This is a genomic window from Gordonia sp. SGD-V-85 (assembly GCF_001456905.1).
In the GTDB taxonomy this organism is placed as follows: domain Bacteria; phylum Actinomycetota; class Actinomycetes; order Mycobacteriales; family Mycobacteriaceae; genus Gordonia; species Gordonia hongkongensis.
In genome coordinates, this window is the sequence record NZ_LNQO01000010.1 from 27,803 (window position 1) to 52,951 (window position 25,149).

The 25,149-nt window shown below is 69.1% G+C and carries 25 protein-coding genes and 1 tRNA gene; 5 read left to right on the top strand and 21 right to left on the bottom strand.

The window, feature by feature from the left end; translation table 11 throughout:
* The first annotated feature begins 44 nt into the window (after window positions 1-44).
* Window positions 45-118 (top strand) — tRNA-Ile (locus tag AS181_RS13360).
* Between the two features lie 62 nt (window positions 119-180).
* On the opposite strand, the gene AS181_RS13365 is transcribed toward AS181_RS13360, so the two are convergent.
* From AS181_RS13365 to AS181_RS13390, 6 genes are all read right to left on the bottom strand, one after another.
* The gene (locus AS181_RS13365) at window positions 181-420 is read right to left on the bottom strand and encodes a three-helix bundle dimerization domain-containing protein (RefSeq protein WP_058252068.1); all 240 of its coding nucleotides are present in this window, start codon (window positions 418-420) and stop codon (window positions 181-183) included.
* A 98-nt stretch (window positions 421-518) separates the two neighbouring features.
* Window positions 519-1,070 carry a dihydrofolate reductase family protein gene (locus AS181_RS13370; protein ID WP_058252181.1) on the bottom strand — a complete coding sequence of 184 codons (552 nt, stop codon included), beginning with the start codon at window positions 1,068-1,070 and terminating at the stop codon, window positions 519-521.
* Between the two features lie 116 nt (window positions 1,071-1,186).
* Window positions 1,187-3,109 (bottom strand): DNA primase, encoded by a 1,923-nt coding sequence (dnaG, locus tag AS181_RS13375; RefSeq protein WP_058252069.1) that lies wholly within the window; start codon window positions 3,107-3,109, stop codon window positions 1,187-1,189.
* Between the two features lie 62 nt (window positions 3,110-3,171).
* Window positions 3,172-4,488, bottom strand: a complete 1,317-nt coding sequence (locus tag AS181_RS13380) for a deoxyguanosinetriphosphate triphosphohydrolase (protein ID WP_058252070.1) — start codon at window positions 4,486-4,488, stop codon at window positions 3,172-3,174.
* The gene (locus AS181_RS13385; RefSeq protein WP_058252071.1) at window positions 4,481-4,966 is read right to left on the bottom strand and encodes a cold-shock protein; all 486 of its coding nucleotides are present in this window, start codon (window positions 4,964-4,966) and stop codon (window positions 4,481-4,483) included. The genes AS181_RS13380 and AS181_RS13385 overlap by 8 nt, the downstream gene beginning before the upstream one ends.
* 136 nt (window positions 4,967-5,102) lie before the next feature.
* Complete coding sequence (locus AS181_RS13390) at window positions 5,103-6,488, bottom strand: glycine--tRNA ligase (protein ID WP_058252072.1); 1,386 nt, start codon at window positions 6,486-6,488, stop codon at window positions 5,103-5,105.
* 193 nt (window positions 6,489-6,681) lie between these two features.
* Between AS181_RS13390 and AS181_RS13395 the strand changes: the two genes are divergently transcribed.
* From AS181_RS13395 to AS181_RS13405, 3 genes are all read left to right on the top strand, one after another.
* On the top strand, window positions 6,682-8,220 hold the full coding sequence (locus tag AS181_RS13395) for a M28 family metallopeptidase (protein ID WP_058252182.1): 1,539 nt from the start codon (window positions 6,682-6,684) through the stop codon (window positions 8,218-8,220).
* Between the two features lie 87 nt (window positions 8,221-8,307).
* Entirely contained in the window at window positions 8,308-8,682 is a 375-nt protein-coding gene (locus tag AS181_RS13400) for an ArsR/SmtB family transcription factor (RefSeq protein WP_058252073.1), read from the top strand.
* On the top strand, window positions 8,679-9,107 hold the full coding sequence (locus tag AS181_RS13405; RefSeq protein WP_058252074.1) for a Fur family transcriptional regulator: 429 nt from the start codon (window positions 8,679-8,681) through the stop codon (window positions 9,105-9,107). Before AS181_RS13400 ends, AS181_RS13405 begins: the two co-directional genes overlap by 4 nt.
* Window positions 9,108-9,345: 238 nt before the next feature.
* On the opposite strand, the gene AS181_RS13410 is transcribed toward AS181_RS13405, so the two are convergent.
* The 14 genes from AS181_RS13410 to hrcA all read right to left on the bottom strand — a co-directional run bounded on the left by AS181_RS13410 (window position 9,346) and on the right by hrcA (window position 23,227).
* Window positions 9,346-9,756 (bottom strand): hypothetical protein, encoded by a 411-nt coding sequence (locus AS181_RS13410; RefSeq protein ID WP_058252075.1) that lies wholly within the window; start codon window positions 9,754-9,756, stop codon window positions 9,346-9,348.
* Window positions 9,753-10,574: an isoprenyl transferase gene (locus AS181_RS13415; protein WP_058252076.1), complete on the bottom strand. Its 822-nt coding sequence runs from the start codon at window positions 10,572-10,574 to the stop codon at window positions 9,753-9,755. The genes AS181_RS13410 and AS181_RS13415 overlap by 4 nt, the downstream gene beginning before the upstream one ends.
* Window positions 10,555-11,358, bottom strand: coding sequence for a DNA repair protein RecO (gene recO, locus AS181_RS13420; RefSeq protein WP_055475472.1), 804 nt, complete (start codon window positions 11,356-11,358; stop codon window positions 10,555-10,557). The genes AS181_RS13415 and recO overlap by 20 nt, the downstream gene beginning before the upstream one ends.
* A 54-nt stretch (window positions 11,359-11,412) precedes the next feature.
* Window positions 11,413-13,272 (bottom strand): pyruvate kinase, encoded by a 1,860-nt coding sequence (locus AS181_RS13425; RefSeq protein WP_175404331.1) that lies wholly within the window; start codon window positions 13,270-13,272, stop codon window positions 11,413-11,415.
* 55 nt (window positions 13,273-13,327) lie between these two features.
* Entirely contained in the window at window positions 13,328-14,740 is a 1,413-nt protein-coding gene (locus tag AS181_RS13430; RefSeq protein WP_058252077.1) for a YhgE/Pip domain-containing protein, read from the bottom strand.
* Between the two features lie 56 nt (window positions 14,741-14,796).
* A complete protein-coding gene (gene era / locus AS181_RS13435) occupies window positions 14,797-15,708 on the bottom strand; it encodes a GTPase Era (RefSeq protein ID WP_058252078.1) in 912 nt (303 codons plus the stop codon).
* A complete protein-coding gene (locus AS181_RS13440) occupies window positions 15,701-16,045 on the bottom strand; it encodes a cytidine deaminase (RefSeq protein ID WP_058252079.1) in 345 nt (114 codons plus the stop codon). The genes era and AS181_RS13440 overlap by 8 nt, the downstream gene beginning before the upstream one ends.
* The gene (locus tag AS181_RS13445) at window positions 16,042-17,466 is read right to left on the bottom strand and encodes a hemolysin family protein (protein ID WP_058252080.1); all 1,425 of its coding nucleotides are present in this window, start codon (window positions 17,464-17,466) and stop codon (window positions 16,042-16,044) included. Before AS181_RS13445 ends, AS181_RS13440 begins: the two co-directional genes overlap by 4 nt.
* A complete protein-coding gene (ybeY, locus tag AS181_RS13450) occupies window positions 17,463-18,050 on the bottom strand; it encodes an rRNA maturation RNase YbeY (RefSeq protein ID WP_058252081.1) in 588 nt (195 codons plus the stop codon). The genes AS181_RS13445 and ybeY overlap by 4 nt, the downstream gene beginning before the upstream one ends.
* On the bottom strand, window positions 18,047-19,129 hold the full coding sequence (locus AS181_RS13455) for a PhoH family protein (RefSeq protein ID WP_055475523.1): 1,083 nt from the start codon (window positions 19,127-19,129) through the stop codon (window positions 18,047-18,049). Before AS181_RS13455 ends, ybeY begins: the two co-directional genes overlap by 4 nt.
* A gap of 138 nt (window positions 19,130-19,267) precedes the next feature.
* Window positions 19,268-20,047 (bottom strand): alpha/beta hydrolase family protein, encoded by a 780-nt coding sequence (locus AS181_RS13460; protein ID WP_058252184.1) that lies wholly within the window; start codon window positions 20,045-20,047, stop codon window positions 19,268-19,270.
* Window positions 20,044-20,793, bottom strand: coding sequence for a 16S rRNA (uracil(1498)-N(3))-methyltransferase (locus AS181_RS13465; RefSeq protein ID WP_058252185.1), 750 nt, complete (start codon window positions 20,791-20,793; stop codon window positions 20,044-20,046). Before AS181_RS13465 ends, AS181_RS13460 begins: the two co-directional genes overlap by 4 nt.
* Before the next feature lie 63 nt (window positions 20,794-20,856).
* Window positions 20,857-22,026 (bottom strand): molecular chaperone DnaJ, encoded by a 1,170-nt coding sequence (dnaJ, locus tag AS181_RS13470; protein ID WP_058252082.1) that lies wholly within the window; start codon window positions 22,024-22,026, stop codon window positions 20,857-20,859.
* A 166-nt stretch (window positions 22,027-22,192) separates the two neighbouring features.
* Window positions 22,193-23,227, bottom strand: a complete 1,035-nt coding sequence (hrcA, locus tag AS181_RS13475) for a heat-inducible transcriptional repressor HrcA (RefSeq protein WP_055475525.1) — start codon at window positions 23,225-23,227, stop codon at window positions 22,193-22,195.
* A gap of 162 nt (window positions 23,228-23,389) precedes the next feature.
* On the opposite strand from hrcA, the gene AS181_RS13480 reads away from it, so the two are divergent.
* Complete coding sequence (locus AS181_RS13480) at window positions 23,390-23,848, top strand: type II toxin-antitoxin system VapB family antitoxin (protein ID WP_058252083.1); 459 nt, start codon at window positions 23,390-23,392, stop codon at window positions 23,846-23,848.
* 19 nt (window positions 23,849-23,867) lie between these two features.
* On the opposite strand, the gene hemW is transcribed toward AS181_RS13480, so the two are convergent.
* On the bottom strand, window positions 23,868-25,067 hold the full coding sequence (hemW, locus tag AS181_RS13485) for a radical SAM family heme chaperone HemW (protein WP_058252084.1): 1,200 nt from the start codon (window positions 25,065-25,067) through the stop codon (window positions 23,868-23,870).
* Between the last annotated feature and the right edge of the window lie 82 nt (window positions 25,068-25,149).

Genomic DNA, 25,149 nt, shown 5'->3' on the forward strand with positions numbered 1-25,149 from the left:
CGTCGACCGTGCGGTAATGTCCAGCAGCGGGCTCTCGGGCCCACGGGGCGGTAGCTCAGTCGGTTAGAGCCGCGGACTCATAATCCGTAGGTCGCGGGTTCGAGCCCCGCCCGCCCCACGCACGAAAAGCGTTGTAGCACAGAGCGAGAGCAAGCAATCCCCCGGCCGGGCCCGCAGCGCTCACTCACCCACTGTGGGTGGCACATCGGTCGAGTCGGCCATCACCGCAGAGCCACTGAGTGTCTCGTTGGCGCGGCGCTCGACCAGCAGCGGCACGAAGTCGCGCACGTCGGTGCCGTCGAAGTGTCGGTACGCGGCTTCGACCGCATCGGCCACTTCCTCGGGTTTTCTGTCGCCGTACATCCCGATCAGGCGGTGCTGAACCTCGGTGACCTGCCGGCGCTCGTCATTCGCGTCCACGCTCCCACGCTAGGCAGCGACCGGTCGTCTCGCAGTGTGGGAGGCAAACCGTCGTCGACTGTTCAGCTGGAGTTCGTCGCCGGCCGCCGCCACCGGGCTCATCGTTCGACGCGACACCAGTACTCGGTCTCACCGGGAATGGGCGTGAGTCTGACCTCGCCGCCCTCGTGACGGTCGAACAGCCGGATGCCCGCCCCCAGGAACACCGGGACGAAGAACACGAGCACCTCGTCGAGCAGCCCGTGATCGATCATCTGTCGCGCGACGTCGGCGCCGATGACGGTGACGTAACCATCGCCGGCCGTCCGGGCGGCGAGGTCGACCGCCTCGTGCAGATCCGAGACGAACGTGAAGCCGTCGACGGGGTCCGCCGGCGGGTTGTGTGTGAGAACGACGGCGGGACCGTCGTATTCGCCGCCGAACGCACCCTCGCGGTCGGTGCCCTTGTTGGGGTCATCGCCGCGGAACGACCGGTTGCCGACCAACACCGCGCCGGTACCACGCATCAACCGGTCGGCCGCGTCGTCGGCTGCCCGGTTCTGTCCCTCGGCGGGGACGTCGAAGAACCGGGTCAGCCACGACATGTCCCCGCCGGGGCCCGCGATGTACCCGTCGAGCGATGCGGTCGCCGAATAGATGGTGGTCGCCATGATCAGTGCCCTTCGTAGCGGTGTCGACAGATAGACCGGCGCCACCACGCGAACTCATCGGCCCGGCGGGGGCTTCGACTCGGCTCAACCCGCAGAGCCGGCGCGACTCGCAGGACTCAGCCCGCGTCGACGATGGGGTCGACCGCCTGTTCCAGCAGGCTCCGACGGTAGGCCTCGAGGGCGACGAGATCGCCGAAGACCGCGTTGTACCCGTCCGGGTCGTCGCTGGGTGCCATCCGGCGTAGACGCGACTTGATGTCGGCGATCTGGGAACCGACCCACACCTCTTGTAGCCTGGCGAGCACGCTCGTGATGTAGCGCGCGATGTTGTCCTCGTCGACGGGCATCGACTCGACCGCCAGCTCGGTCACCAGCGGGTCGATGACGGGGTCGTCGACAACATTGCGCACGGCGTCGACCCAGGCCGCGCCACCCAGCCCGGCCGACGTGCCCCCGAGGCCGGTCATCGCCTGCCGGATGATGGCGTAGGCCGGCTCGTTGAAGCACTCGACGGGCAGCGAGTCGAAGACCGTGCCGGCGATCGCCGGATACTGCAGCGCCGCCTTCAGTGCTTCCCGCTGCGGCCACAGGCGCGGGTCGTTGGGCTGGGGGCGGGCGGACGTCGGCGCGGCCTCCGCCTCCGGCCGATTACGAGCACCGCGACCGCTCCCCCGACTGCCGGAGTTACTGACGCCCTGCGCCTTTCGGATTCTCGCGCCTTCTTCGCGGACTCTGCCGAGAACCTGGGAGACCTCCTCCCAACCGACCCAACCCGCCAGCTGGCGGGCGTACTCGTCACGCAGCGCGATGTCCTTGATCCGGGCGACCACCGGGACGGTGTCGCGCAACGCGTGGACGCGGCCCTCGGCGGTGTCGAGGTCGTGGCCGGCGAGGAGGGCCTTGATCGCGAACTCGAACATCGGCACCCGACGCGCGACCAGGTCGCGGACGGCGGCGTCGCCCTTCTCCTGCCGGAGTTCGCAGGGATCCATGCCATCGGGCGCGATCGCCACGAACGTCTGCCCCGAGATGGACTGTTCGCCCTCGAAGGCCTTGAGCGCGGCTGCTTTTCCGGCATCGTCCCCGTCGAACGTGTAGATCACCTCGCCGCGGAAGTACGAGTCGTCCATCATCAGCCGCCGGATGAGGGCGAGGTGGTCCTCACCGAAGGCGGTGCCACACGAGGCGACCGCTGTGGTGACGCCGGCCAGATGCATCGCCATGACGTCGGTGTAGCCCTCGACGACCACCACCTGATGCCCCTTGGCGATGCTCTTCTTCGCGTGGTCGAGACCGAACAGCACCTGAGACTTCTTGTACAGCATGGTCTCCGGCGTGTTCATGTACTTGCCGAGGTTGTCGTCGTCGAACAGTTTGCGGGCGCCGAAGCCGATGATGTCCCCGCCGAGGTTGCGGATCGGCCACAGGAGACGGCGATGGAAGCGGTCGATCGGCCCCTTGCGTCCTTGTTTGGACAGACCGGCGGCTTCGAGTTCGCTGAACTCGAAGCCCTGCGACAGCAGCGCCTTGGTCATCGTGTCCCAGCCGGCAGGTGCGTAACCGCAACCGAATCGGACGGCCGCCACCGCGTCGAAGTCGCGTTCCTTGAGGTAGTCGCGCGCCGGCTGCGCCTCGGGTGACTGCAGCGCGGCCGCGTAGAACTTGGCCGCGGCGGCGTTGGCGGCCACCAGTCGGGCGCGGGTGCCGCGGTCCCGCTTGATGGCGGTACCGCCGCCCTCGTAGTTGATCTGGTAGCCGATCCGGTCGGCGAGCTGCTCGACCGCCTCGACGAAGCTGATGTGCTCCTGCTTCTGCAGGAAGCTGTACACGTCGCCGCCTTCGCCGCAGCCGAAGCAGTGGAAGTGGCCGTGGTTGGGACGGACGTGGAACGACGGCGACTTCTCGTCGTGGAAGGGGCACAGGCCCTTGAGGCTGTCGGCACCGGCGCGCCGGAGGGCGACGTAGTCGCCGACGATGTCCTCGATCCTCGTCTGCTCACGGATCGCCGTGATGTCGCGATCGGGAATTCGGCCTGCCACGCGACCAGTGTAGTGACGCCGGTGAGGCCGCCCGGCCGGGTGCTTCGTCGACCACGCCCGGCCTACCCCAGATGCGCCTGGGCCCCCGAATTGTGCTTGTCGGTGCGCTCGAGCCGGCCTTCGGTCATGGACGCGATCTGGTCGACGATGACCCGCATGCGGGCGGCATCGTCGGACGCGGCGTTCCACCACGGCACGAAGATCGGGTCCAGGCCCCCGGGCGCCGCCTCGGCGAACCAGTTCGCGACTCGGTGGATGCGTTCCCGCTGACGACGCTGCGTCGCCTTGTGCCGCTCGTTGGAGAAGATGAAGCGCAGTGCCAGGGTCTTGAGCATCGACACCTCGGCGGCGATGAGTTCCGGCACCTCGAGGTCGGCGTCGTAGCGCGAGACCGGCCGGTCGCCGACCACCTCGCGGGTGCCGGTGATCGCGGCCGACGCGAAGCGGCCGATGAACTCACTGGTCAACCTCTTGAGTGCGACGTAGGAGTCGAGCGTGCCGTCGAAGACACCCACCGACCGCACGATGTCCATGCGGTGCAGGCGGGCGGCGGCGTCGACGAGGGCCTCGGGGTCGAGACCCGGGAATTCCTTGGCGCCGATGTCGGCGAGCGCGCGTTGGTCCTGCGGATCGCCGAGGGTCCGCAGGTCGATCCGGCCACCGATGACGCCGTCCTCGAGGTCGTGCACGGAGTACGCCACGTCGTCGGACCAGTCCATGATCTGGGCCTCGACGCACTGTCGGGTCCCGGGCGCCTCCCGACGAATCCACGCCAGCATGGCGGCATCGTCGTCGTAGGCGCCGAACTTGCCTCCGGGTGTGCGTCGGGTCCACGGATACTTCAGGGTCGCGTCCAACGACGCGCGGGTGAGGTTGAGGCCGGCGCTGCGCCCGTCGGCATCGAGCAGCTTGGGTTCGAGCCGCGTCAGGATGCGCAGGTTCTGGGCATTGCCCTCGAAACCACCGTGCTCCGCCGCCACCTCGTCGAGCGCGCGTTCGCCGTTGTGTCCGTAGGGCGGATGCCCGATGTCGTGGGCGAGTCCGGCGAGTTCGACGAGGTCGGGTTCGGCGCCGAGACCGATGGCGATCCCCCGGCCGATCTGCCCGACCTCGAGCGAATGCGTGAGCCGGGTACGGGGCGTGTCACCCTCCCGCGGACCGACGACCTGCGTCTTGTCGGCCAGCCTGCGCAGGGCGGCCGAGTGCAGCACTCGCGCACGGTCCCGCGCGAAGTCGCTTCGATGGTCGGTCCGGGTGCCGGGCAGGCTCGCGACCTTGGCGCCCTCGGGCACGAACCGCTCGACGGCCTCGTCGCCGTAGGTTGCCACCGTCGGGAGCACATGCCCGACCGTCTCGGGACCCTGTCGGGTGCTAGTCAAGCACCCAGCCCCGGGCGACGGCGAAGTCGGTGACCCGCTGCCTGATCGCCACGATCTGACGAGCCGTGAGGGCGCCGTCGGCGTCGAGGAGCAGCTCGGTGAGCTCTTCGGTGAACGCGGCGGCATCCAGCGAGCCACCCCCGCCGCGCGGACGACGGCTGCCGCGGTCGTCGTGACGTCCGCGGTCGCCCCGGTCCCCACGATCACGGTCGCGGCCGTGGTGCTCGTCGCGGCGGTGCGCCCGTGCGCCGGCGGTGTCGTCGGCCGGCGCGGCCTCGGTCACCGCGACGTTGACGGCCTTGGAACCGCGGTCGGTCTCCTCGATGTCGAAGGACACCTTGGCACCCGGTTTCAACGAGTTCTCGTCGATGTCGATGTCGTTGATGTGGAGGAACACATCGGCGCCGCCCGATTCCGGCGCCAAGAACCCGAATCCCCGATTCGCGTCGTAATGAACGACTTTCCCGCTGACAGACACGACTCCACTCACTCTCTCGTCGCGCGCACGACGGACCCCATGTCCTACTCCACGCGACAACTCGTCATCGATTGTGACAGACATCCGCAGGTCAGGCGGAATCGTGAACACCCGGCCCGCGCGGCCGGGAGCAGGATCAGGCGCCGAGCAGCTTGCCGCCGAGATACTCGGCGACCTTGTCGAGCGCGACCCGCTCCTGGCTCATGGTGTCCCGTTCGCGCACCGTGACGGCCTGGTCGTCGAGGGTGTCGAAGTCGACCGTCACGCAGAACGGCGTGCCGATCTCGTCCTGCCGGCGGTACCGCTTGCCGATGCCCTGTGCGTCGTCGAACTCGACGTTCCAGTGCTTGCGGAGTTCGGCGGCGAGGTCGCGGGCCTTCGGCGAGAGCTTCTCGTTGCGCGAGAGCGGCAGCACGGCGACCTTGATCGGGGCCAGCCGGCGGTCGAGCCGCAGCACCGTCCGAGTGTCGGTGCCGCCCTTCGCGTTCGGCACCTCCTCCTCGGTGTAGGCGTCACACAGGAAGGCCATCAGCGAGCGGGTCAGGCCGGCCGCCGGCTCGATGACGAACGGGGTGTAGCGCTCACCCGACGCCTGGTCGAAGAACGACAGGTCCTCCCCCGAGTGCTTGCTGTGGGTGGACAGGTCGTAGTCGGTCCGGTTGGCGACACCCTCGAGCTCACCCCACGGGTTGCCGGTGAACCCGAACTTGTACTCCACGTCCACGGTCCGCTTGGAGTAGTGCGACAACTTCTCCTTCGGGTGGTCGTAGAGCCGCAGGTTCTCCGGGTCGATGCCCAGGTTGACGTACCAGTCGAAGCGCTGGTCGATCCAGTACTGGTGCCATTCCTCGTCCTCGCCCGGCTTGACGAAGAACTCCATCTCCATCTGCTCGAACTCACGGGTGCGGAAGATGAAGTTGCCCGGTGTGATCTCGTTGCGGAAGCTCTTGCCGATCTGCGCGATGCCGAACGGCGGCTTCTTGCGCGCGGTGGTCATCACGTTCTTGAAGTTCACGAAGATGCCCTGCGCGGTCTCGGGACGCAGGTAGTGCAGACCCTCTTCGTCGTCGACAGGCCCGAGGAACGTCTTCATCAGACCGCTGAACGCCTTGGGTTCGGTCCAGTTGCCGGGCTGCCCGGTCTCCGGGTCGTTGATGTCGGCCAGACCGTTGGCCGGCGGGTGCCCGTGCTTGGCCTCGTAGGCCTCGATGAGATGGTCGGCGCGGTAGCGCTTGTGGGTGTGCAGCGACTCGACGAGCGGGTCGGTGAACACCTCGACGTGGCCCGAGGCCTCCCACACCTGACGCGGCAGGATGACCGACGAGTCGACGCCGACGACGTCCTCGCGGCTGATGACCATCGTGCGCCACCACTGCCGCTTGATGTTCTCCTTCAGTTCGACGCCGAGCGGGCCGTAGTCCCACGCCGATTTGGTACCGCCGTAGATCTCACCGCACTGGTACACCAGGCCCCGGCGCTTGGCGAGGTTGACGACGGATTCCACATTGGACTGGGCGGCCACGGTTAACTGCTCTCCACGGGTTGAGGTGTTCGGCTGGGACGGTCGTGCTGACGCTCGGTGCTCGACGTGCATCCACCAGATGCGGGCGGCAACCCGTACAGACTACCGAGCACGTGTGCCGTTTCCCGAAACCACCGGCAACGGTGCACCCGTCGGACCCACATGCACGGACGGAAACTGCCAGAGTGGCAGGGTGATCGTTCGCATACGACGACGCGTCGGCGTCCCCCCATCGGCCCGCGGGCGTCGGCCGGTCCTCGCCTCGGCCGGCCTCGCACTGACACTGGCACTGGCCGTGGGGTGCGCGGCCGAGCAGTCCGCCGAGCCCCAGCGACCCTCGTCGGCGCCGGTGTCGACGCCCTCTCCCGAACCGCCGATCGACGAGGTCACCCCGGCCGCGCTGGCCGAGGCCGTAACCCTTGACAACGTGATGGCGCACGTTCGCGCACTGGCCCAGATCGCCGACAACAACGGCGGCAACCGCGCGGCCGGCACACCCGGGTACGACGCCTCGCTGGACTACGTCGCCGGGCTCCTCCGCACGGCGGGCTTCGACGTGACGACGCCGCCCGTCGAGTACGAGCGCTTCGACGCCGGTCCGGTCAGCCTCACCGCCGACGGCCTGAAGGTCGCCACCCGCGTCGTCGAGTATTCGGCCGGAACCGGCGACACCCCGGTCACCGGGGCCCCGGTTGCCGTCAACGGCCTCGGCTGCGCGAACACCGACTTTCCGGCCACGACGCGTGGTGCGATCGCCGTCATCACCCGAGGAACCTGCACCTTCGCCGACAAGGCACGGAACGCGGAGTCGGCCGGCGCGGTCGGGGTCGTCATGGTCAACAACGAGCCCGGCCCGCTCACCGGCGCCACCCTGGGGCCGGACGACCGTCCGGGGATCCCGGTCCTCGGCATCGCGGGCGACGACGCCGATCGGGTGCGGTCGGCGCGATCGGTCGCGCTTGCGGTCGAGGCGAAGACCACCGGCATCACCACGCGCAACCTGATCGCCGAGACCCGGACGGGCACCGGCGACGACGTCGTCATGGCCGGCGCACACCTCGACAGCGTCGCCGAGGGACCCGGCATGAACGACAACGCCAGCGGCTCCGCGGCCGTACTCGAGACGGCTCTACGACTCGGGTCGTCACCCCGTGTCCCGCACCGCGTGCGATTCGCGTTCTGGGGCGCGGAAGAGGACGGGCTCGTGGGTTCCACCGAGTACGTCCGGGGACTCGACCCGGCCGCACGTACGGCGGTGGCCCTCTACCTGAACTTCGACATGCTCGCCTCACCCAACGGCGGGTACTTCACCTACGACGGCGACGACTCCGAGCGTCAGGGAGCCGGCCCCGGCCCGGACGGCTCCGGGGGCATCGAGCGGACCTTCGAGAAGTTCTACGCCGATCGCGGCATCCCCCTCGCCCCCGACGACTTCGACGGCCGTTCCGATTACGGCCCGTTCATCGCGGTGGGCATCCCCTCCGGCGGGGTGTTCACCGGCGCGGAAACAAGGAAGGACGAAGCGCAGGCGGAGATGTGGGGCGGCCGGGCCGGAGAACCCTTCGACCCCGACTATCACACCGCGCGCGACACCATCGACAACCTGAACACCGACCTGCTGGGCGTCAACTCGGCTGCGGTCGCGTCCGCGGTCGCGACCTACGCGTTGTCGACCGCAGGTGCGGACGGGGTCCCGCCGCCGGCCGAGCGCCGACGTGCAGACGAGGGCTGACCAGCGGCGACACCGGTGGCACGGATTGAAAACCATTTCCGATAGAATGGCCGGATCAGTGGCGCGAGCCAGGCGAGGAGGAGCGTGATGTCGACGCAACCGTTGGACGGGCCCGGACCGATCGAAGCGGCCGATGCCGCGGCGCGGGAAGCCGCCGCCGACCTACTGCGCGCCCTCGCCTCTCCCACCCGCGTCGCCATCGTGCTGTCCCTGCGGGAGCGGGTGCAATGCGTCCACGAACTCGTCGGGCACCTGGGCTTGAGTCAGCCTCTGGTCAGCCAGCACCTGCGCGTGCTCAAGGACGCCGGTGTGGTGCGGGGCCAGCGCAACGGTCGTGAGATCACCTACGAACTCCTCGACGACCATGTCGCGCACATCGTCGGCGATGCGCTGATCCACGCGAACGAGACCACCGACGGCCGCGCCGTGCCGTCCGATGCGTCCCGGGTGGTGAACGAATGAGTGGCGTCGCATCGGGGCCGCAGCCGGTCACCGGCATCCGGTCGACGCGCCAACGCGCCGCGATCGCCGACGCCCTGGCCGGCACCGAGGACTTCTGCTCCGCGCAGGAACTCCACGAGATCCTCAAGGCCCGGGGCGAATCCATCGGCCTGACGACGGTGTACCGCAATCTGCAGGCGCTGAGCCAGGCCGGCCAGATCGATGTCCTGTGGGACGGCTCCGGGGAGACCCGCTACCGCCACTGCTCGTCGGGACACCACCACCACCTCGTCTGCCGGGAGTGCGGCACCACCGTCGAGGTCCAGGCCGAACCGGTCGAACGCTGGGCCGCGAAGATCGCCGCCCAGCACGGCTTCACCGACATCAACCACACCGTCGAGGTCTTCGGGCGCTGTGGGGACTGCCGAACCGCCGAGAAGGACTGAGCGGGCGGAACGAGCCCGCCTCCGCTCCCCGATCCGAAAAACCGCAAACTACTGCTCCCTGAGGTGCGAGGAGCGCTAGCGACGAGCCACGAAGGGTCCTGGCGAGACACGTTGCGGCCCTTCGTGGCTCGCTTCGCTCGCACCTCAGGGAGCATTGGTCGCGCTCAACGCCTCAGGGAGCATTGGTCGTGCTCAACGCTTCTCAGTCCTCAGGGAGCGGGATCCGATGTCGCCAGACTCAAGCAGAAGCCGGGCCCACCAGCCGTTCGGCGGCGTCGACACCGGCGGCGAGGACGATGTGCAGGACCGTCAGCAGCGGCACGTCGTCGAGCTGGCTCGCCGGAAACGTGTAGTACTGCAACACATCTGTGGTGACCCCCGCACGGTCGGAGCGTCGGAGGCTGCCGAAGCTGAGCTGGGCGGCGCACGCCTCGACGTCGTCCCGGAGCGTCGGGGTGTTGGGCAGGTCCATCGCGACCATCTGCGTCAGAGCCAGCACGTCGAGCCCGTCGGCCAGCGTGAGCACGCGGATGGAGGCACGCGTCGGACCGACCTGCACGACGACGGAGTCGGCGTCGGGTCGGTCGACGGGACCGAGTTCGGCGACGATCTGCGCGGTCCGGTCGAGGAGCGCGGCGGCGTCGGTCACGACGGCTTCACCCCGCCGAATCGTCGGTCGCGCGAGGCGTATTCGAGACAGGCCGCCCACAGGTCACGCCGGTCGAAGTCCGGGAAGAGCTTCTCCTGGTAGACCATCTCGGCGTACGCCGACTGCCACAGCAGGAAGTTCGAGATCCGCTGCTCCCCCGACGGACGCAGGAACAGGTCGACGTCGGGCATGTCCGGCTCGTCCAGGTACCGCGCGAAGGTCGACTCCGAGATGCGCTCCGGGTCGATCTCGCCGCGCGCCGCGCGTCGCGCGATCTCCCGTGCGGCGTCGGCGATCTCGGCACGACCGCCGTAATTGACGCACATCGTGAGCGTCATGACGGTGTTGTCCCGGGTCATCTCCTCGGCGATCTCGAGTTCCCGGATCACGCTGCGCCACAACCGGGGTCGGCGTCCGGCCCAGCGCACCCGGACGCCCATCTCGTGCATCTCATCGCGTCGACGGCGGATGACGTCGCGGTTGAAGCCCATGAGGAACTTCACCTCGTCGGGGCTGCGCGACCAGTTCTCGGTGGAGAACGCGTAGGCGGAGAGCCAGCCGACCCCCAATTCGATACAGCCGCAGACGGTGTCCATCAACACGGCCTCGCCGCGCTTGTGCCCCTCGGTGCGCGGGAGCCCGCGATCGGTGGCCCAGCGCCCGTTCCCGTCCATCACCAGCGCCACGTGCTTGGGCACGAACTCGGCGGGGATCGCCGGGGGCCGGGCACCGCTCGGATGTGGATCGGGGGGACGGACATCCGTCCGGAGGCTCGCGGCCTTGCGTCCCTTCGCCGAACTACCCGGCCGCAACGCCATCGTCGACCCTCCTCACGCCCGTGTCCACACCCGTCTCCATCAGCCTATGAGGGGCGGTGCGTTCGATCAGCGGCAGGGTTCGGAGCTGGCGTTCCAGATGCCACTGCAGATGCGCGGCGGTGAGTCCGCTGGCCTGTCGACGCAGCGACGGCGTGGCGTCGACGACCTCATCCCACCGACCGCGGAACAGGGCTTCCATGAGGTCGAGCACGCCGGGCGAGGGGGTCGCCGATCCGGGTGGCCGGCACGGCAGACAGACGGCGCCGCCGGCGGCGACGTGGAAAGCGCGGTGAGGACCGGGTGTCGCGCACCGCGCGCACTCCTCGAGCGCCGGCATCCAGCCCGCGCTGTACATCGCGCGCAGCAGGTAGGCGTCGAGGATCAGCTCACGCGGCCGGCGGTCGTCGGCCAGCGCGGCCAGCGCCCCGACCGTCAGCCGGTGCAGCTGACGGGTGGGCGCTCGTTCCTCACCCGCGAGCCGTTCCGCGGTCTCGAGGACCGCGCAGGCCGTGGTGTAGCGCCCGTAGTCGGCGACGATGGCGTCGGCGAAGGCGTGCAGGCTGTGGACCTGGGTGACCACGTCGAGACTGCGGCCGGGATACAGATGTACGTCGATGTGGGCGAAGGGTTCGAGCCGGGCGCCGAACTTCGACCGCGTCCGCCGCACGCCCTTGGCGACCGCGCGCACGAGACCGTGTTCGGCGGTGAGCAGCGTGATGATGCGGTCGGCTTCGCCCAGCTTGTGCTGGCGCAGCACGACGGCCTCATCCCGGTAGAACCTCACCGCGACATTCTCCCATCGGGTACCGACACGACGTGCCCCGACATGCCCGCCGGCCTACCCCGGATCGATGTCGAACGAGGTCAGCGGCCGAAGCAGCGCGCGCTTCTTCTCGACGTGACCACCCATCCGGTCGAGGATCGACGTCAACGCCTCGATGGCCTCGACGATGTAGGGCCCCTTGTTCAGCATCACGCCCTCCGCACGCCGGCTCATCGCGGCGTCGGTGACCTCGGCCCGGGACGGCACGCCCTTCTTGGCCAGTCCGTCGAGCACCTGCGTCGCCCAGATGACCGGCACATGCGCGGCCTCACACAGCCAGAGGATCTCCTCCTGCACTTCGGCGAGCCGGCCGAACCCGACCTCGACGGCCAGGTCGCCGCGAGCGATCATGACCCCGACCGCGTCCCAGCGCATCGCCTCGAGCAGCATCTGCGGGAGCGACTCGAAGGCCGCCCGGGTCTCGATCTTCAGCACGATGCCCACATCGGACGCACCTCGACGGTTCAGTTCGTCGATGAGATCGGCCACGTCCTCCGGCGACCGGACGAACGAGCAGTTCACCATGTCGGCATGTGCCGCGACGAACTCGAGGTCATCGCGGTCCGACGCGGTGAGCGCCGGGATGTGCAGCGTCGTGTCCGGGAGGTTGATGCCCTTCTCGGCGCGGAGTTTCGTCCCGCCCGGCGCGGCACGCTCGACGTCGACCACGATCTCGTCGTCGAGCTTCTCCCGCACTCGCCCGGCGATCTTGCCGTCGTCGAACAACACCCGATGGCCCTCCTCGACGTCGTCGAAGGCGTCCCCGAGCTCGCATCCGATCCGATGCGGCCCGGTCCGGGTCGCCGGTGTCGGCGTGAGGTCGCGCTGTAGCCGGATCTCGTCACCGGTGCGCACGAGCAGATGCTGACGCTTCTCGGGCAGATCGTCGACGACGATCGGGGCGGCGTCGGCAGAGCCCGACAACCCGATCGGCGTACCCGTCTCGTAGTAGACGGTGCGATCGCATTCGACGTCGATCCCCGCCTCGGACACCGCGACCACCTCGAGTCGCCGTCGGCGACCACGAGCGTCCCGTAGGCGCAACCGGTCTCCCTGCGCGACGTCGGCGAGTGCGCGTACCGGGATGACCGCGTCGATGCCGTCGGGCAGGCGTGCGCCGGGATCGAACGGTGCGGCACTGAGCCGCACCCGCGACCGCCGTTCGACGGTGCCGTCGTCGGCGCGGACCGGTTTGACCTTGATCACCTTCGGTCCCGGTTCGAGCGGGCCGGTGCGCAACTTCGGACCGGCGAGATCCATGGCCACCCGCACCCGGCCGGGTAGAGCACGCACCGAATCGATCATCCGTGCCCATTCGGCCGGGCCGTCGTGTGCGCAGTTCACCCGCGCGACGTCCATTCCGGCGGCACCCATGGCGCGGACGAGGTCGGGGTCGTCGGCGGCCTGGGTCGGCATCGTGACCATCACACGGGTGGCCCGCTCGCCGTGCTCGTCACCGGGTCCGTCGACGATGGCGTCATCGCCGCCACCGGGATGCACGCGCCCGAGGAGCCGGTCGCGATTACGCGTCAGGGTCCGCACCCCGCCCGCGAGGTCACCCCAGATCGGATGCCGGGTGCGCCCCTCGACCAGGGCGTCCACCGTCTCGATGACCGTCTCGATCCACGAATAGACGATCGACTCCATCCGGCCGAGACTCGACAGTCCGTGCGCGGACATCGACTCCTGCAGCGGGCGCAGATCGCGGCGTCGCACCGCGACGTAGTGCACGAGGTTGCGGGCGCTGTCCCGGTGCTGGTCGGCGACCGCGGCGATGAGCGAGGCGGCCTGCTCCTCGGCGCGATCGAGGTCGTCCCGCAGTTCGTGCAGGGCCGAGGACAATTCGGGGATCGACATGACGACGGGGTTACCCATTCGGCCACCGTGTCAGACCCAGGTGAACGGTCGGGGCGAGGCGGCGCCGCGCGTGTCAGCCGGCGTTGACGATCTTGTCCAGCTTCGGCGGCAGCGTCATCCCACCCGGGTATCGGTGCCAGCCCTTGCGGTCGTAGAACTTGGTGCCGAGCAGACCGAGGAGCACGCCGACGAGCAAGCCGATGAAGCACTGGATGATCGATCGGCCCAACCCCGCCGACAGGTCTGCGTCGAAGTACAGGACCGCACGCACACCGAGGTAGATCACGTGCATCGGCTCGATCGCGGCGATCCACTCGAAGAGGCGGGGACTCGCCTCCAGCGGTAGCGTCCCGCCCGACGACGGCAGGCCGAACACCACGAAGAAGAGCAGATTGAACAGCAGACCGGGGTTGCCGAACACCGCCATCATGGCGCTGGCACTGACTCCGACGGCGAAGATGCCCAGCACCGAGAGCATCCACAGGACGAAGCCGTTCGGGATCGACGTCCCGACCATCGCGCCGACGGCGATGAACAGGGTCGAGAGCACCACCGCGACCAGGAACATGATCGTCCACTTCGCCGCGAGCGTCGCCCACCGGCTGATCGCGAGCCGCTCGCGCAGCTGATAGAACGGCCCGTATTCGATGGGGGTCTGGCCGAGCATGCCGTCGACCACGATGCTGACCATCATCGCCCCGGTGAACCCGGCGAGCACGAGCAGCAGGGTCAGGTAGAACGCCGACAATCCGTTGCCCGCACCCTCGGGAAGCGGGGTCGGCTCGGACACCTCGACGGCCACCGGGCTCGCGAGCGCGAGCTGCGCCGCGCCGGTGAAGGTGATGTCGTTGCGCTCGAGCTGGGTACGGACCTGTTCGGTCAGCTGCGCGCCCACCTGCTCGTTGACCCGTTCACGGACCTGATCGGCGAGGGTGGTGGTGATCGACGACGCGAACGCCCCGGAGCCCCGGTTGATGAAGATGTCGATGGTCGGTTTCGCCGGTTCGGCGGTGAGGACCGTCGACCGGCCCAGCGCGACCGCCCGATTCGTGAAATTGGACCCGACGACGATGACGCCGTACACCTTGCCGCTGTTCAATTCGGACAGCGCGGTCGAGCGATCCGTGCGGGTCACGACGATCCCGTTCTGCGCCGCCGAGGAGATGATGCCCTCGGCGACCTGGTCACCGAAGTTCTGCGGCGTGGACTGTCCGTCGGCGTTCTGCACCTCACCGCCCGCGTCCTCCTGCACCAGGGCGACGGGGAAGTCGTGGAGGTGGCGCTGCGGGTCGACGACCGCCGCCATGTACAGCGCGGCCATCAGCGAGAACATCACCGCGACGAGAGCCAACGGTGCCAGCCAGAAACGCGGCGATCCGAGGACGCCGGCGATCGTGCGTCCGGTCGGCTGGTCGGTGTCGGGCGCCTCATGCGCTCCGCGGCCGGAGTCGTCTCCCGGTTGTTGTGGCGATTCGTGCGTTCCCATCGGCGTACCTTCCCGCAGGCCGCCCCTGCCGGCGTCAGGCCGTCAGGAACACGCTGCTAGAAACCCAATCGACGCAACTGCTTGGGGTCGCGTTGCCAGTCCTTGGCGACCTTCACGTGCAGATCCAGGTACACCTTGGTGCCCAGCAGCCGCTCGATCTGTGCGCGGGCAACTGTACCGACCTCCTTCAGACGCGCGCCCTTGCGGCCGATGATGATGCCCTTCTGGCTGTCGCGTTCGACGAACAGCACGGCGTGGACATCGACCATCGGCGGTAGGTCGGGGTCGCGGTCCTCACGATCGATGACCTCTTCGATGACGACGGCCAGCGAGTGCGGCAACTCGTCGTGCACCCCCTCGAGCGCGGCCTCGCGGATGAACTCCGCCATCAGCACCTGTTCGGGTTCGTCGGTGAGTTCGCCGTCCGGGTAGAACGCGGGGCCTTCCTCCATGAGGCTCACGAGCACGTCGGACAGCACGTCGAGCTGCTTGCCCGACTTCGCCCACACCGGAACCACTTCCGAGTCCGGGCCGAGTACCTGCGACAGCGCGAGCAGCTGTTTGGCGACCTGCTCCGGCCCGACCCGGTCGATCTTGGTGACCACCCCGACGATCGTCGTGCGCGGCGCCATCTCGCGGACCTGCGAGATGATCCACCGGTCACCCGGACCGATGGCCTCGTCGGCCGGTATGCAGACTCCGATCACGTCGACCTCGGAGTAGGTGTCGCGGACGAGGTCGTTCAGGCGTTGACCCAGCAGGGTGCGCGGTCGGTGCAGGCCCGGGGTGTCGACGAGGATCAGCTGGGCGTCGGGCCGGTTGACGATCCCGCGGATGGTGTGGCGGGTGGTCTGCGGACGATTCGAGGTGATCGCGATCTTCTCGCCGACCAGGGCATTGGTGAGCGTCGACTTGCCGGTGTTGGGCCGGCCCACGAAACAGACGAAGCCCGAACGGAATTCAGGCATCCGCGCGCCCCAGCCGCTGCTGAGGGCGACCCGCGGTGTCGGTGAGCACCGCGTACGCCTGCGGGCTCAGCTCGTGCAGGGTGTCCAGGCCCGGGTCGTCGGCGTCACCGTTGACGACGACCGCCGCCTCGAAGGAGCGGGCGCCGCTTGAGATCGCCGACGCCACCGCGACCTGGAGTCCGGTGAGGGTCAGCGAGCGGGTCCGCACGTCGGCCCCGGCGTAGGTGCGACCGTCGCCGTCCCGGACCGCCGCACCCGAGGGCGACTCGGCACGCGCCAGCGCACCCCGGGCGAGCACCACGAGCTTGCGATCCTCGTCGGAGAAGGTCTCGGTCACTGGTTCATCCTTGCTCTCGACTCGCCTGCGCGCTCCTGGCCGGCGGTGTCCGTGTCCTGGTCGTCGTGGGCGTTGCCCGTGGTGCGCTCGGCACGTCCCTGTGATCGACTCGACTGCCCGCCGTGCTCGTCGCGTCGGGAATCCTCGTCCGCGTCGGCGACCCGGGTGACCAGCACCGTGATGATACGTTGGCGCCCTTGGCGATTGGGCCCACCCTCGGCCACCAGCTGCAGCCCGTGCGACTCGACCCGGGCGCCGGGCAGTGGCACGCGCCCCAGTTCCAGACCGACGAGTCCGCCGACCGTCTCGACCTCTTCCTCGGCGATCTCGACATCGAACAGCTCGCCGAGATCCTCCACCGGCAGTCGTGCCGACACCCGGTACGACCCGTCGCCCAGGTCTTCGACCGGTGCCAGTTCGTCGATGTCGTACTCGTCGGTGATCTCGCCGACGATCTCCTCCAGCACGTCTTCGATGGTCACCAGCCCGGCGATGCCGCCGTACTCGTCGACGAGCATCGCCATGTGGTTGCGCTCGCGCTGCATGTCGGCGAGGACGCGGTCCAGTGGCTTGGAGTCGGGGATGAACTCGGCCTCGCGCATCACGTCGACCACGCGCAGCGTCGTGGGGTCGATCCGCTGGGCGACCGTTCGCGCCACCAGATCCTTGAGGTACACGATGCCCAGGACGTCGTCGGTGTTCTCCCCGATCACCGGGATCCGCGAATGTCCGGACCGCGTCGCGAGACTCGTGGCCTGCAGCGCGGTCTTGTCGGCCTCGATCCACACCATCTCCGGGCGCGGGACCATCACCTCGCGGGCACTGGTGTCGCCGAGGTCGAAGACCGACTGGATCATCCGGCGCTCGTCGGCCGCGACGACGCCCGAGGCCTCGGCCAGGTCGACGACCTCGCGCAACTCGACCTCGGTGGCGAACGGACCGTTGCGGAACCCGCGACCCGGAGTGAGGGCGTTGCCGATCAGGATCAACAGCCGGGTCAGCGGTTTCAGCAGCACGCCGAGCGCGAACAACAGGTACGACGACGACAGCGCGATCGTGTACGCGTGCTGCCGGCCGAGCGTGCGGGGGCCGACGCCGACGGCGACGTACGAGACGACCGTCATGGCGGCGATGGCCACCGCCAGTCCCCCGCCGACGCCGATCAGCTGCGTCGCGGCGACCGCGACGAGCGCGACCGCCGCGGTCTCGCACACGACTCGGAGCAGCACCACGAGGCCGACATAGGTCGCACGCGCCTCGAGGATGCCCGCCAGGCGGCGCGCACCGGCGCGCCCTTCCCGGACCATGTCGTCGACCCGGGCGTTCGACACCGTCGACACCGCGGTGTCGACGGCCGCGAAGACGCCGCCCACCACGATCAACACGACAGCCGCCACGATGAACCAGTAGTCGGAGGTCACCCTCGGTCCTCCTCGGACCGCGCCGGCGCACCGGGGGTCGGTGAACCGCCCTCGGCTCCGGTGAACCCGATGTTGGACAGCAGCCGGGAATCGCGGTCGGTCTGTCGTTGCTCCTGGGCGCGACGGTGACGTTCGGCGTAGAACGCGTCGAGGATGCGGTTCTGCAGTCCGAACATCTCGCGCTCCTCCTCCGGCTCGGCATGGTCGTAGCCGAGGAGGTGGAGCACTCCGTGGATGGTCAGCATGGCGAGCTCGTGCTCGAAGGACCGCTTCGCCTCGCGCGCCTGTTTTCGTGCGAAGTCCGGGCACAGCACGATGTCCCCGAGGATCGCCGGGCCCGGGTCGGTCGCATCCGGCCGGCCGCCGGGCACCAGTTCGTCCATCGGGAAACTCATGACATCGGTCGGACCGGGCAGGTCCATCCACTGGACGTGCATGTCGGCCATGGTGTCCTCGTCGACGCACAGCACCGACAGCAATGCGGCCGGGTTCACGTCCATCGCGGTGACCGCGAAACGTGCGGCGTCGATGATCAACTCGGCCGGGACCTCGACCCCGGATTCGTTGGCCAGTTCGATGCTCATGAGCGACGACCCTGCGCCGCTGCCCGGCGTGCGGCGCGATTGCCGCCGATGGCCGTGTTGGGCAGACCCCGCTGCGCCTCCTCGGCCCGCCCGTAGGCGTCGACGATGTCGGCGACCAGGCGGTGCCGGACCACGTCCTGGCTGGTGAGACGGGCGAAGTGGATGTCGTCGATGCCCTCGAGGATCTCCGACGCGGCGAGGAGTCCGCTGCGGGCGCCGCCGGGCAGGTCTACCTGGGTGACGTCACCGGTGACGACGACCTTGGAACCGAAACCGAGGCGCGTGAGGAACATCTTCATCTGCTCGCTCGTGGTGTTCTGCGCCTCGTCGAGGATGATGAACGCGTCGTTCAAGGTGCGCCCGCGCATGTAGGCCAGCGGCGCGACCTCGATGACCCCGGCCGCCATCAGCTTCGGGATCGCGTCGGGGTCCATCATGTCGTGCAGCGCGTCGTACAGCGGTCGCAGGTACGGGTCGATCTTCTCGCTCAGCGTGCCCGGCAGGAAGCCGAGACGTTCGCCGGCCTCGACCGCCGGCCGCGTCAGGATGATGCGGTTGACCGACTTCGACTGCAGCGCCTGCACGGCCTTGGCCATCGCCAGATAGGTCTTGCCGGTGCCGGCCGGGCCCAGACCGAACACGATGGTGTGCTCGTCGATCGCGTCGACATAGTGCTTCTGGTTGAGCGTCTTGGGCCGGATCGTCTTGCCGCGGCGCGACAGGATGTCCAGTGACAGCACATCGGCGGGCGATTCCTCGGTGCCGTCGGACAGCATCGAGACGCTGTGCCGGACGAGATCTGGTGTCAACGGAGTTCCGCGCCCGACGAGGTCGACGAGTTCGGCGATGACGCGCTCGGACGCGGCTACCTCGGCGGGTTCACCGGTCAATGTCACCTGGTTGCCGCGGACGTGGATGTCGGCGGGCAGGAGCTGCTCGAGGGTACGCAGGTTGACGTCACTCGCGCCGAGCAGCCCGAACACGACTCCGGGAGAGACTTCGACAGTGGATGTGACCCCAGACCGGCGCGGCTGCGTACGGCTGGATTGCCCGCTCTGGTCGGGGTTGTCGTCACTCACGTATGAAATCACTCCTGGTGTTCTGGTCCGGATGGATGTTCGGTTCTGGATGCGGCGCCCCCGGACGACGCGGTCGCGGCGGCAGGGGTGTGGTCAGTGTATCGCGGTGCAACAGCCGATCAGCAGGCAATATTTCCGTCAGATCCCGAGCACGCGGATCGTCTGTCGCGTGCCGACGCTGCGCGGGTCGACGAAGGCGTCGTGCCCCTCACCGGGGACGACGATGAGTTCGGCGGACTGTCCGCGTGCGATCGCGGCGTCGACGTACCGGCGGCTGGACTCGACCGGGATCAGATCATCGGCGTCGCCGTGGATCGCGACGACGTGGGCGTCGACCACCGGTGCCAACAGTGGTGAGGCGTCGGAGTAGCGGCGCGGCGACTCGCTGAACGGCCGACCCATGAACGCCCGCACCGACTCCCGGTCCGCTGCGCCGACGGTGTCGAGCACGGCCGCCTGGGCGATCACGGTGGTGATGGTGGCCGTGGCGGTCCGGGCTCCGAGCTGACCGACGGCCCAGACCGCGAGCTGACCACCCGCGGAATGCCCGACGACCGCGGTCGAGGCGAAGTCGACAGCGCCGGGCGGGAGCAGGTCGCGGACGGGACCGTCCAGGGCACCGAGCGCGTCGAGGACATCCCGGCCGGTATTCGGCCACCCGCCGCCCTCTTCGCCCACCCGGCGGTACTCGATGTTCCACACCACCGCCCCGCGTTCGGCGAGCATCCGGGCGATCGCGGTCTGGGTCGTCGACCCGAACTCGACAGACCAGGACCCGCCGTGGACAAGCACCACGAGCCGCGTCTGCGTCGCGGCGTCGAGCCCCTCGGAAGGCACGTACAGGTGCCCGAATTGGGAAGGCGCAGAGCCGTATTCGATCTTGGTCCGACGCACCGAACGGCGTCCGACGACACTCATCGGGCCCACCGGCGGGTGAGCACCCCGATCGCGCCGAGGGCCACCGCGGCGGCCGTCGACGTACGCAACACCTCGGGGCCGAGCACGACCGAGTTCGCACCGAGCGCGGTCAGGTCGGCGACCTCGCCGGCGTCGAGTCCGCCCTCGGGCCCGACCACGAGCAGGATCTCGGTGGCGTCGGCGAGGGGTAGCCGGGCCAGGGGTTGCGCGGCTTCCTCGTGCAGGACGGCGACGACCCCTCCCTGCGCCACGACGTCCGCGCAGCGGGCCCGGACGTCGATGGTGGCCGCGAGGTCGGTGATCTCCGGAATCCATGGTCGACGGCTTTGTTTGGCAGCTGCCGAGGCCGCGGCCCGCCATTTGGCAACGCCCTTGTCCGCCTTGCCCGTCCACCGCGACACGCACCGCAGCGCCTGCCACGGCACGATGACGTCGGCGCCGGCCTCGGTGGCGAGGTCGACCGCGAGCTCGGACCGCTCCGACTTCGGGAGCGCCTGCACCACGGTCACCTGCGGGGTCGAGCGAGCCTCGAACGCGAGGTCGTGGACGGTCGCCACCAGTGTGTCCTTGGCGGTGATCTCCCGGATCTCGCAACCGCCGACCGAGCCGGCGCCGTCGCCGACGAGGATCCGTTCGCCGACGCCCAGCCGGGCGACGGTGACCGCATGACGACCCTCGGCGCCGCTCAGGATCAGGTCAGCGCCGGGCGCGGGCACGGAGTCCGCCCAGAACAGCGGTGGACTCACCGCGTACCCGCCGTCCCGAACGCGCACATCCACTCGGAGATCGCCGCCGCGGACACCAGGTGCCTACTTCCCGGCGAACGCGTTGCGCAGCCGCGAGAAGAGACCGCCGGGCGCCGCGGCCGCCGAGGTGTTGACGACCTCGATCTCGTCGGCGGCGATCTTGCGGTACTTTTTCAGTGCTTCGGTCTGCGCCGCATCGAGTCTGGTCGGTACGACGACGTCGAGGTGGACGTGCATGGTGCCGCGCACACCGGAGCTGACGTGCGGCATGCCCTGCCCGCGCAGCTTCACGATCTGGCCCGGCTGCGTGCCGGGCGCGACCGTCACGGTGACCGGGTCGCCGAGAATCGTCTCCACCTCGAACTCGGCGCCGAGCGCGGCGTCGGCCATCGGGACCTTGACGGTGCAGTGCAGGTCGTCCTTGTCGCGCAGGAACACCTCGTGCGGCCGTTCGGAGACCTCGACGTACAGATCGCCGGCGGGGCCGCCGCCGAGACCCACCTCACCCTGACCGGTGAGGCGAACCCGCATGCCGTTCTCGATCCCGGCGGGGATGCGCACGGTCATCGTGCGTCGCGAGCGGTAGCGTCCGTCGCCGCCGCACTTGTGGCAGGGGTCGGGGATGACCTCGCCGACGCCGTGGCAGGTCGGGCACTCGCGCACGGTCATGACCTGCCCGAGGAAGGAGCGCTGCACCGACTGGATCTCCCCGGCGCCCTTGCAGATGTCGCAGGTGACCGGCTTGCTGTCGCCGTTGGTTCCCGAGCCGGTACACACGTCGCAGAGGATCGCGGTGTCGACGGTGATCTCCTTGGCGACCCCCTTGGCGCACTCGGCGAGATCCAGGGTCACGTTCACCAGCGCCGGCTCACCCGGCTGGACACGGGACTTGGGTCCGCGGCCCGAGCCGAAGCCCCCGCCACCGCCGCCGAAGGCACCGCCGTTGCCGAAGAACGCCTCGAAGACGTCGCCGAATCCCCCGCCGCCGCCACCGAAACCGCCGAAGCCGCCCGCACCGGCGCCGGCCAGCGGATCGCCGCCGGCGTCGACGATGCGACGCTTCTCCGGATCGGTCAGCACCTCGTAAGCGGTGCTGACCTCTTTGAACTCGTCTTCTTTGCCCGGGTTGACGTCGGGGTGCAGCTCCCGCGCCTTCTTGCGGTAGGCGCGCTTGAGCTCCTGATCACTGGCGCCCTTCGCCACTCCCAGGATTGCGTAGTAGTCACGTGCCACGGTTGTAGTGATCCTTCGGTCTCAGTTGGTGCCTGGCGGCGGGTGCTCTCACGATCGCGCGACGCGCGGATGGACCGGCCGTCCCCACCGTCGTCCCGGCTCGGTGTCGCGAGCGGCCGCCGTCGACGCTGCGGTGTGCCCGACAGCGATCATGGAGAAACAGCGATCATCGTTCGGCGAGCACCTCGCCGATGTACTTGGCAACGGCCGCCACCGAGGCGATGGTTCCCGGATAGTCCATCCGTGTGGGGCCGAGCACACCGACGCCGCCGAACACGGTTCCCGAAGCACCGTACCCTGTCGACACGACCGAGGTCCCACGCAGGTTCTCGGTCCGGGTCTCCTCGCCGATCTGCACCGTGACCTGGCCCATGTCCTGGGTCGTCGCCAAGATCTTGAGCACCACCACCTGCTCCTCGAGGGCTTCGAGAACGGTGTCCATCCCGCCGACGACCGGGGTGAAGTCGGCCGCCGACCGCGCGAGGTTCGACGTGCCGCCCAGCACCAGCCGGTCGTCACCGCGTTCGACGAGGGTCTCCACCAGCACGGTGGCGATGTTGAGCACCGCACCGCGCAGATCCTCGGGCGCGGAGTTGGCGAGCTCGGCGACCGCGGCCGACGCGGCTTCGAGCCGTTTGCCGTGCAGTGCGGCCGAGAACAGATCGCGCAACCGGGCGATCTCGTCCTCATCGTGGTCTTCGCTCAGCGCCACCATGCGCTGTTCGACCCGGCCGTTGTCGACGATGACGACCAGCAGCAGGCGCGACGGCGACAGGGTGACGACCTCGAGGTGACGCACGGTCGCCGCCGACAGCACCGGGTACTGGATGACCGCGACCTGTCTCGTCAGCTGGGCGAGGAGCCGCACCGAGCGCCGGAGCACGTCGTCGAGGTCGACGCCGGAGTCGAGCACCGAGAGGATCGCCCGGCGCTCGGCGGCCGACAGCGGCTTGATCTCGCTGATCCGGTCGACGAACATCCGGTAGCCCTTGTCGGTGGGCACCCGGCCGGAGCTGGTGTGCGGCTGGGTGATGTATCCCTCTGCCTCCAGGACCGCCATGTCGTTGCGGACGGTGGCACTCGACACCCCCAGCTGGTGTCGCTCCACGAGCGCTTTCGAACCGATCGGTTCCTGCGTGTCGACGTAGTCGGTCACGATCGCACGCAAGATCTCGAAGCGACGATCATCGGTGGTAGACACGCGGCACACCTCCTGACTCGGGTCCCTGCCATACAGTTGGGTGCGTTCCATAGTACGAAATGGGATCGCGATCACCGTGCCACGGCGCGGTGTCGCGCACTGACCGTCGACGCGTCGTCGCAGATCAGCAATCGTCGAGGCACGGGCGTCGGAGGAGTTCGCATGATCTTCAAGGGGGTGCGGGAGGGCAAGCCCTATCCCGACCACGGGCTGTCGACGCGTGGCTGGGCCAAGATCCCGCCGCGGCAACTCCGGCTCGACCAGCTGACGCCGATCACGAAGGTCCTCGCCCTGGACAAGCTCCTCAGCGAGGACTCCACCTTCTACGGCGACCTGTTCGCCCACGTCGTGCGGTGGGAGGGCGAGCTCTACCTCGAGGACGGACTGCATCGCGCGGTGCGGTCGGCGCTGCGCAACCGGCACATCATCCACGCGCGCACCCTCGACCTCGACGCCCTGGACCTGTCCGATGCGGCCAAACCCCTCGACGAGCAACTCGAGGACACCGCCGAGATCCCGGCGCGCCGGCCCCCGACCACGCCCGACGGCCCCGGTGCGCATCGGCGCGGGGCGCGATCGACGGGCTGGACGAGTCCGCCTCGCCCCGATCAGAGCTGGTAGGCCGACAACCGGCCCCGCGTCAGCCCCAGAGCACGCGGCGGATCACGCCGTCGGCCAGCAACCGACCCGCGTCGGTGAGCACGTAGGCGTCGTCGGCCGCGGTGAGCAGTCCGTCGGCACGGAGTTGTTCGGCATGCGCGGTCTCGGCGTCGTCGAGGAGATCGCGCGGCAGTCCGGTGCGGCACCGGGTGGTCAGCATGACGGCCTCGAGGTGCCGGTCCTCGGGGGTCAGCTGTTCTGCCGATGCGATGGGCAAGACCCCGTCCGCCAGCGACTTCGCGTAGCGCGCAGGATGTTTGGCGTTCAGCCAGCGCACGCCCGCGACGTGGGAATGCGCCCCCGGACCGATGCCCCACCAGTCGTGGCTGTGCCAGTAGGCGATGTTGTGACGACACACCGACTTCTCGCCGCGGGCCCAGTTCGACACCTCGTACCAGTCGAGTCCGTCCGCACGCAGACGGCGGTCGAGGATCTGGTAGCGGTCGGCGAGGACGTCGTCGTCGGGTGCGGGCATCTCCCCGCGCCGGATGCGGCGGGCGAGCGCGGTGCCGTCCTCGACGATCAGCGCGTAGGCCGACACGTGGTCGACCCCGGCGTCCAGCACCGCGTCGACGGTGGCGTGCAGGTCGGCGTCGGTCTCGCCGGGCGTGCCGTAGATCAGGTCGAGGTTGACGTGGTCGAACCCGGCCGCTCGTGCCTCCCTGGCGGCCGCAACCGCCCGACCCGGGGTGTGCGTGCGATCGAGCAGCCTGAGCACGTGTGCGGCGGCCGACTGCATGCCGAGCGAGATGCGGGTGAAACCGGCGGACCGGAGGTCGTCGAAGAACTCCGGCGAAGTCGACTCCGGATTCGACTCGGTGGTGATCTCGACGTCGTCGGACAGGTCGAAGTGGACCCGGACGGCGTCGAGGAGTCGTGTGAGGCCGTCGCCGCCGAGCAGCGACGGCGTGCCCCCGCCTACGAAGATCGTCGAGACCGGCCGGGTGGGGGCCAGCATCCGCGATGCCGCCTCGAGCTCGCGGGCGACCGCGTGCTGCCACGATTCCGGTGACGACGACGAACCGAGTTCGCCCGCCGTATAGGTGTTGAAATCGCAGTACCCACACCGGGTCGCGCAGAACGGGACGTGCAGGTACAGCGCGAGAGGCACGTCCGCGTCGACGTCGCGGCACGCAGCGGCGACCAGGTCGGCTGCGATGGTGGTGGTGTCGACGTTCACCGTTCCATGATGCCGATCGCGGCGGCGTGGGAGGAAATCGTCGCCCCGATCGGGAACAGCGCGGTCCTCGACGGCGTTGTGC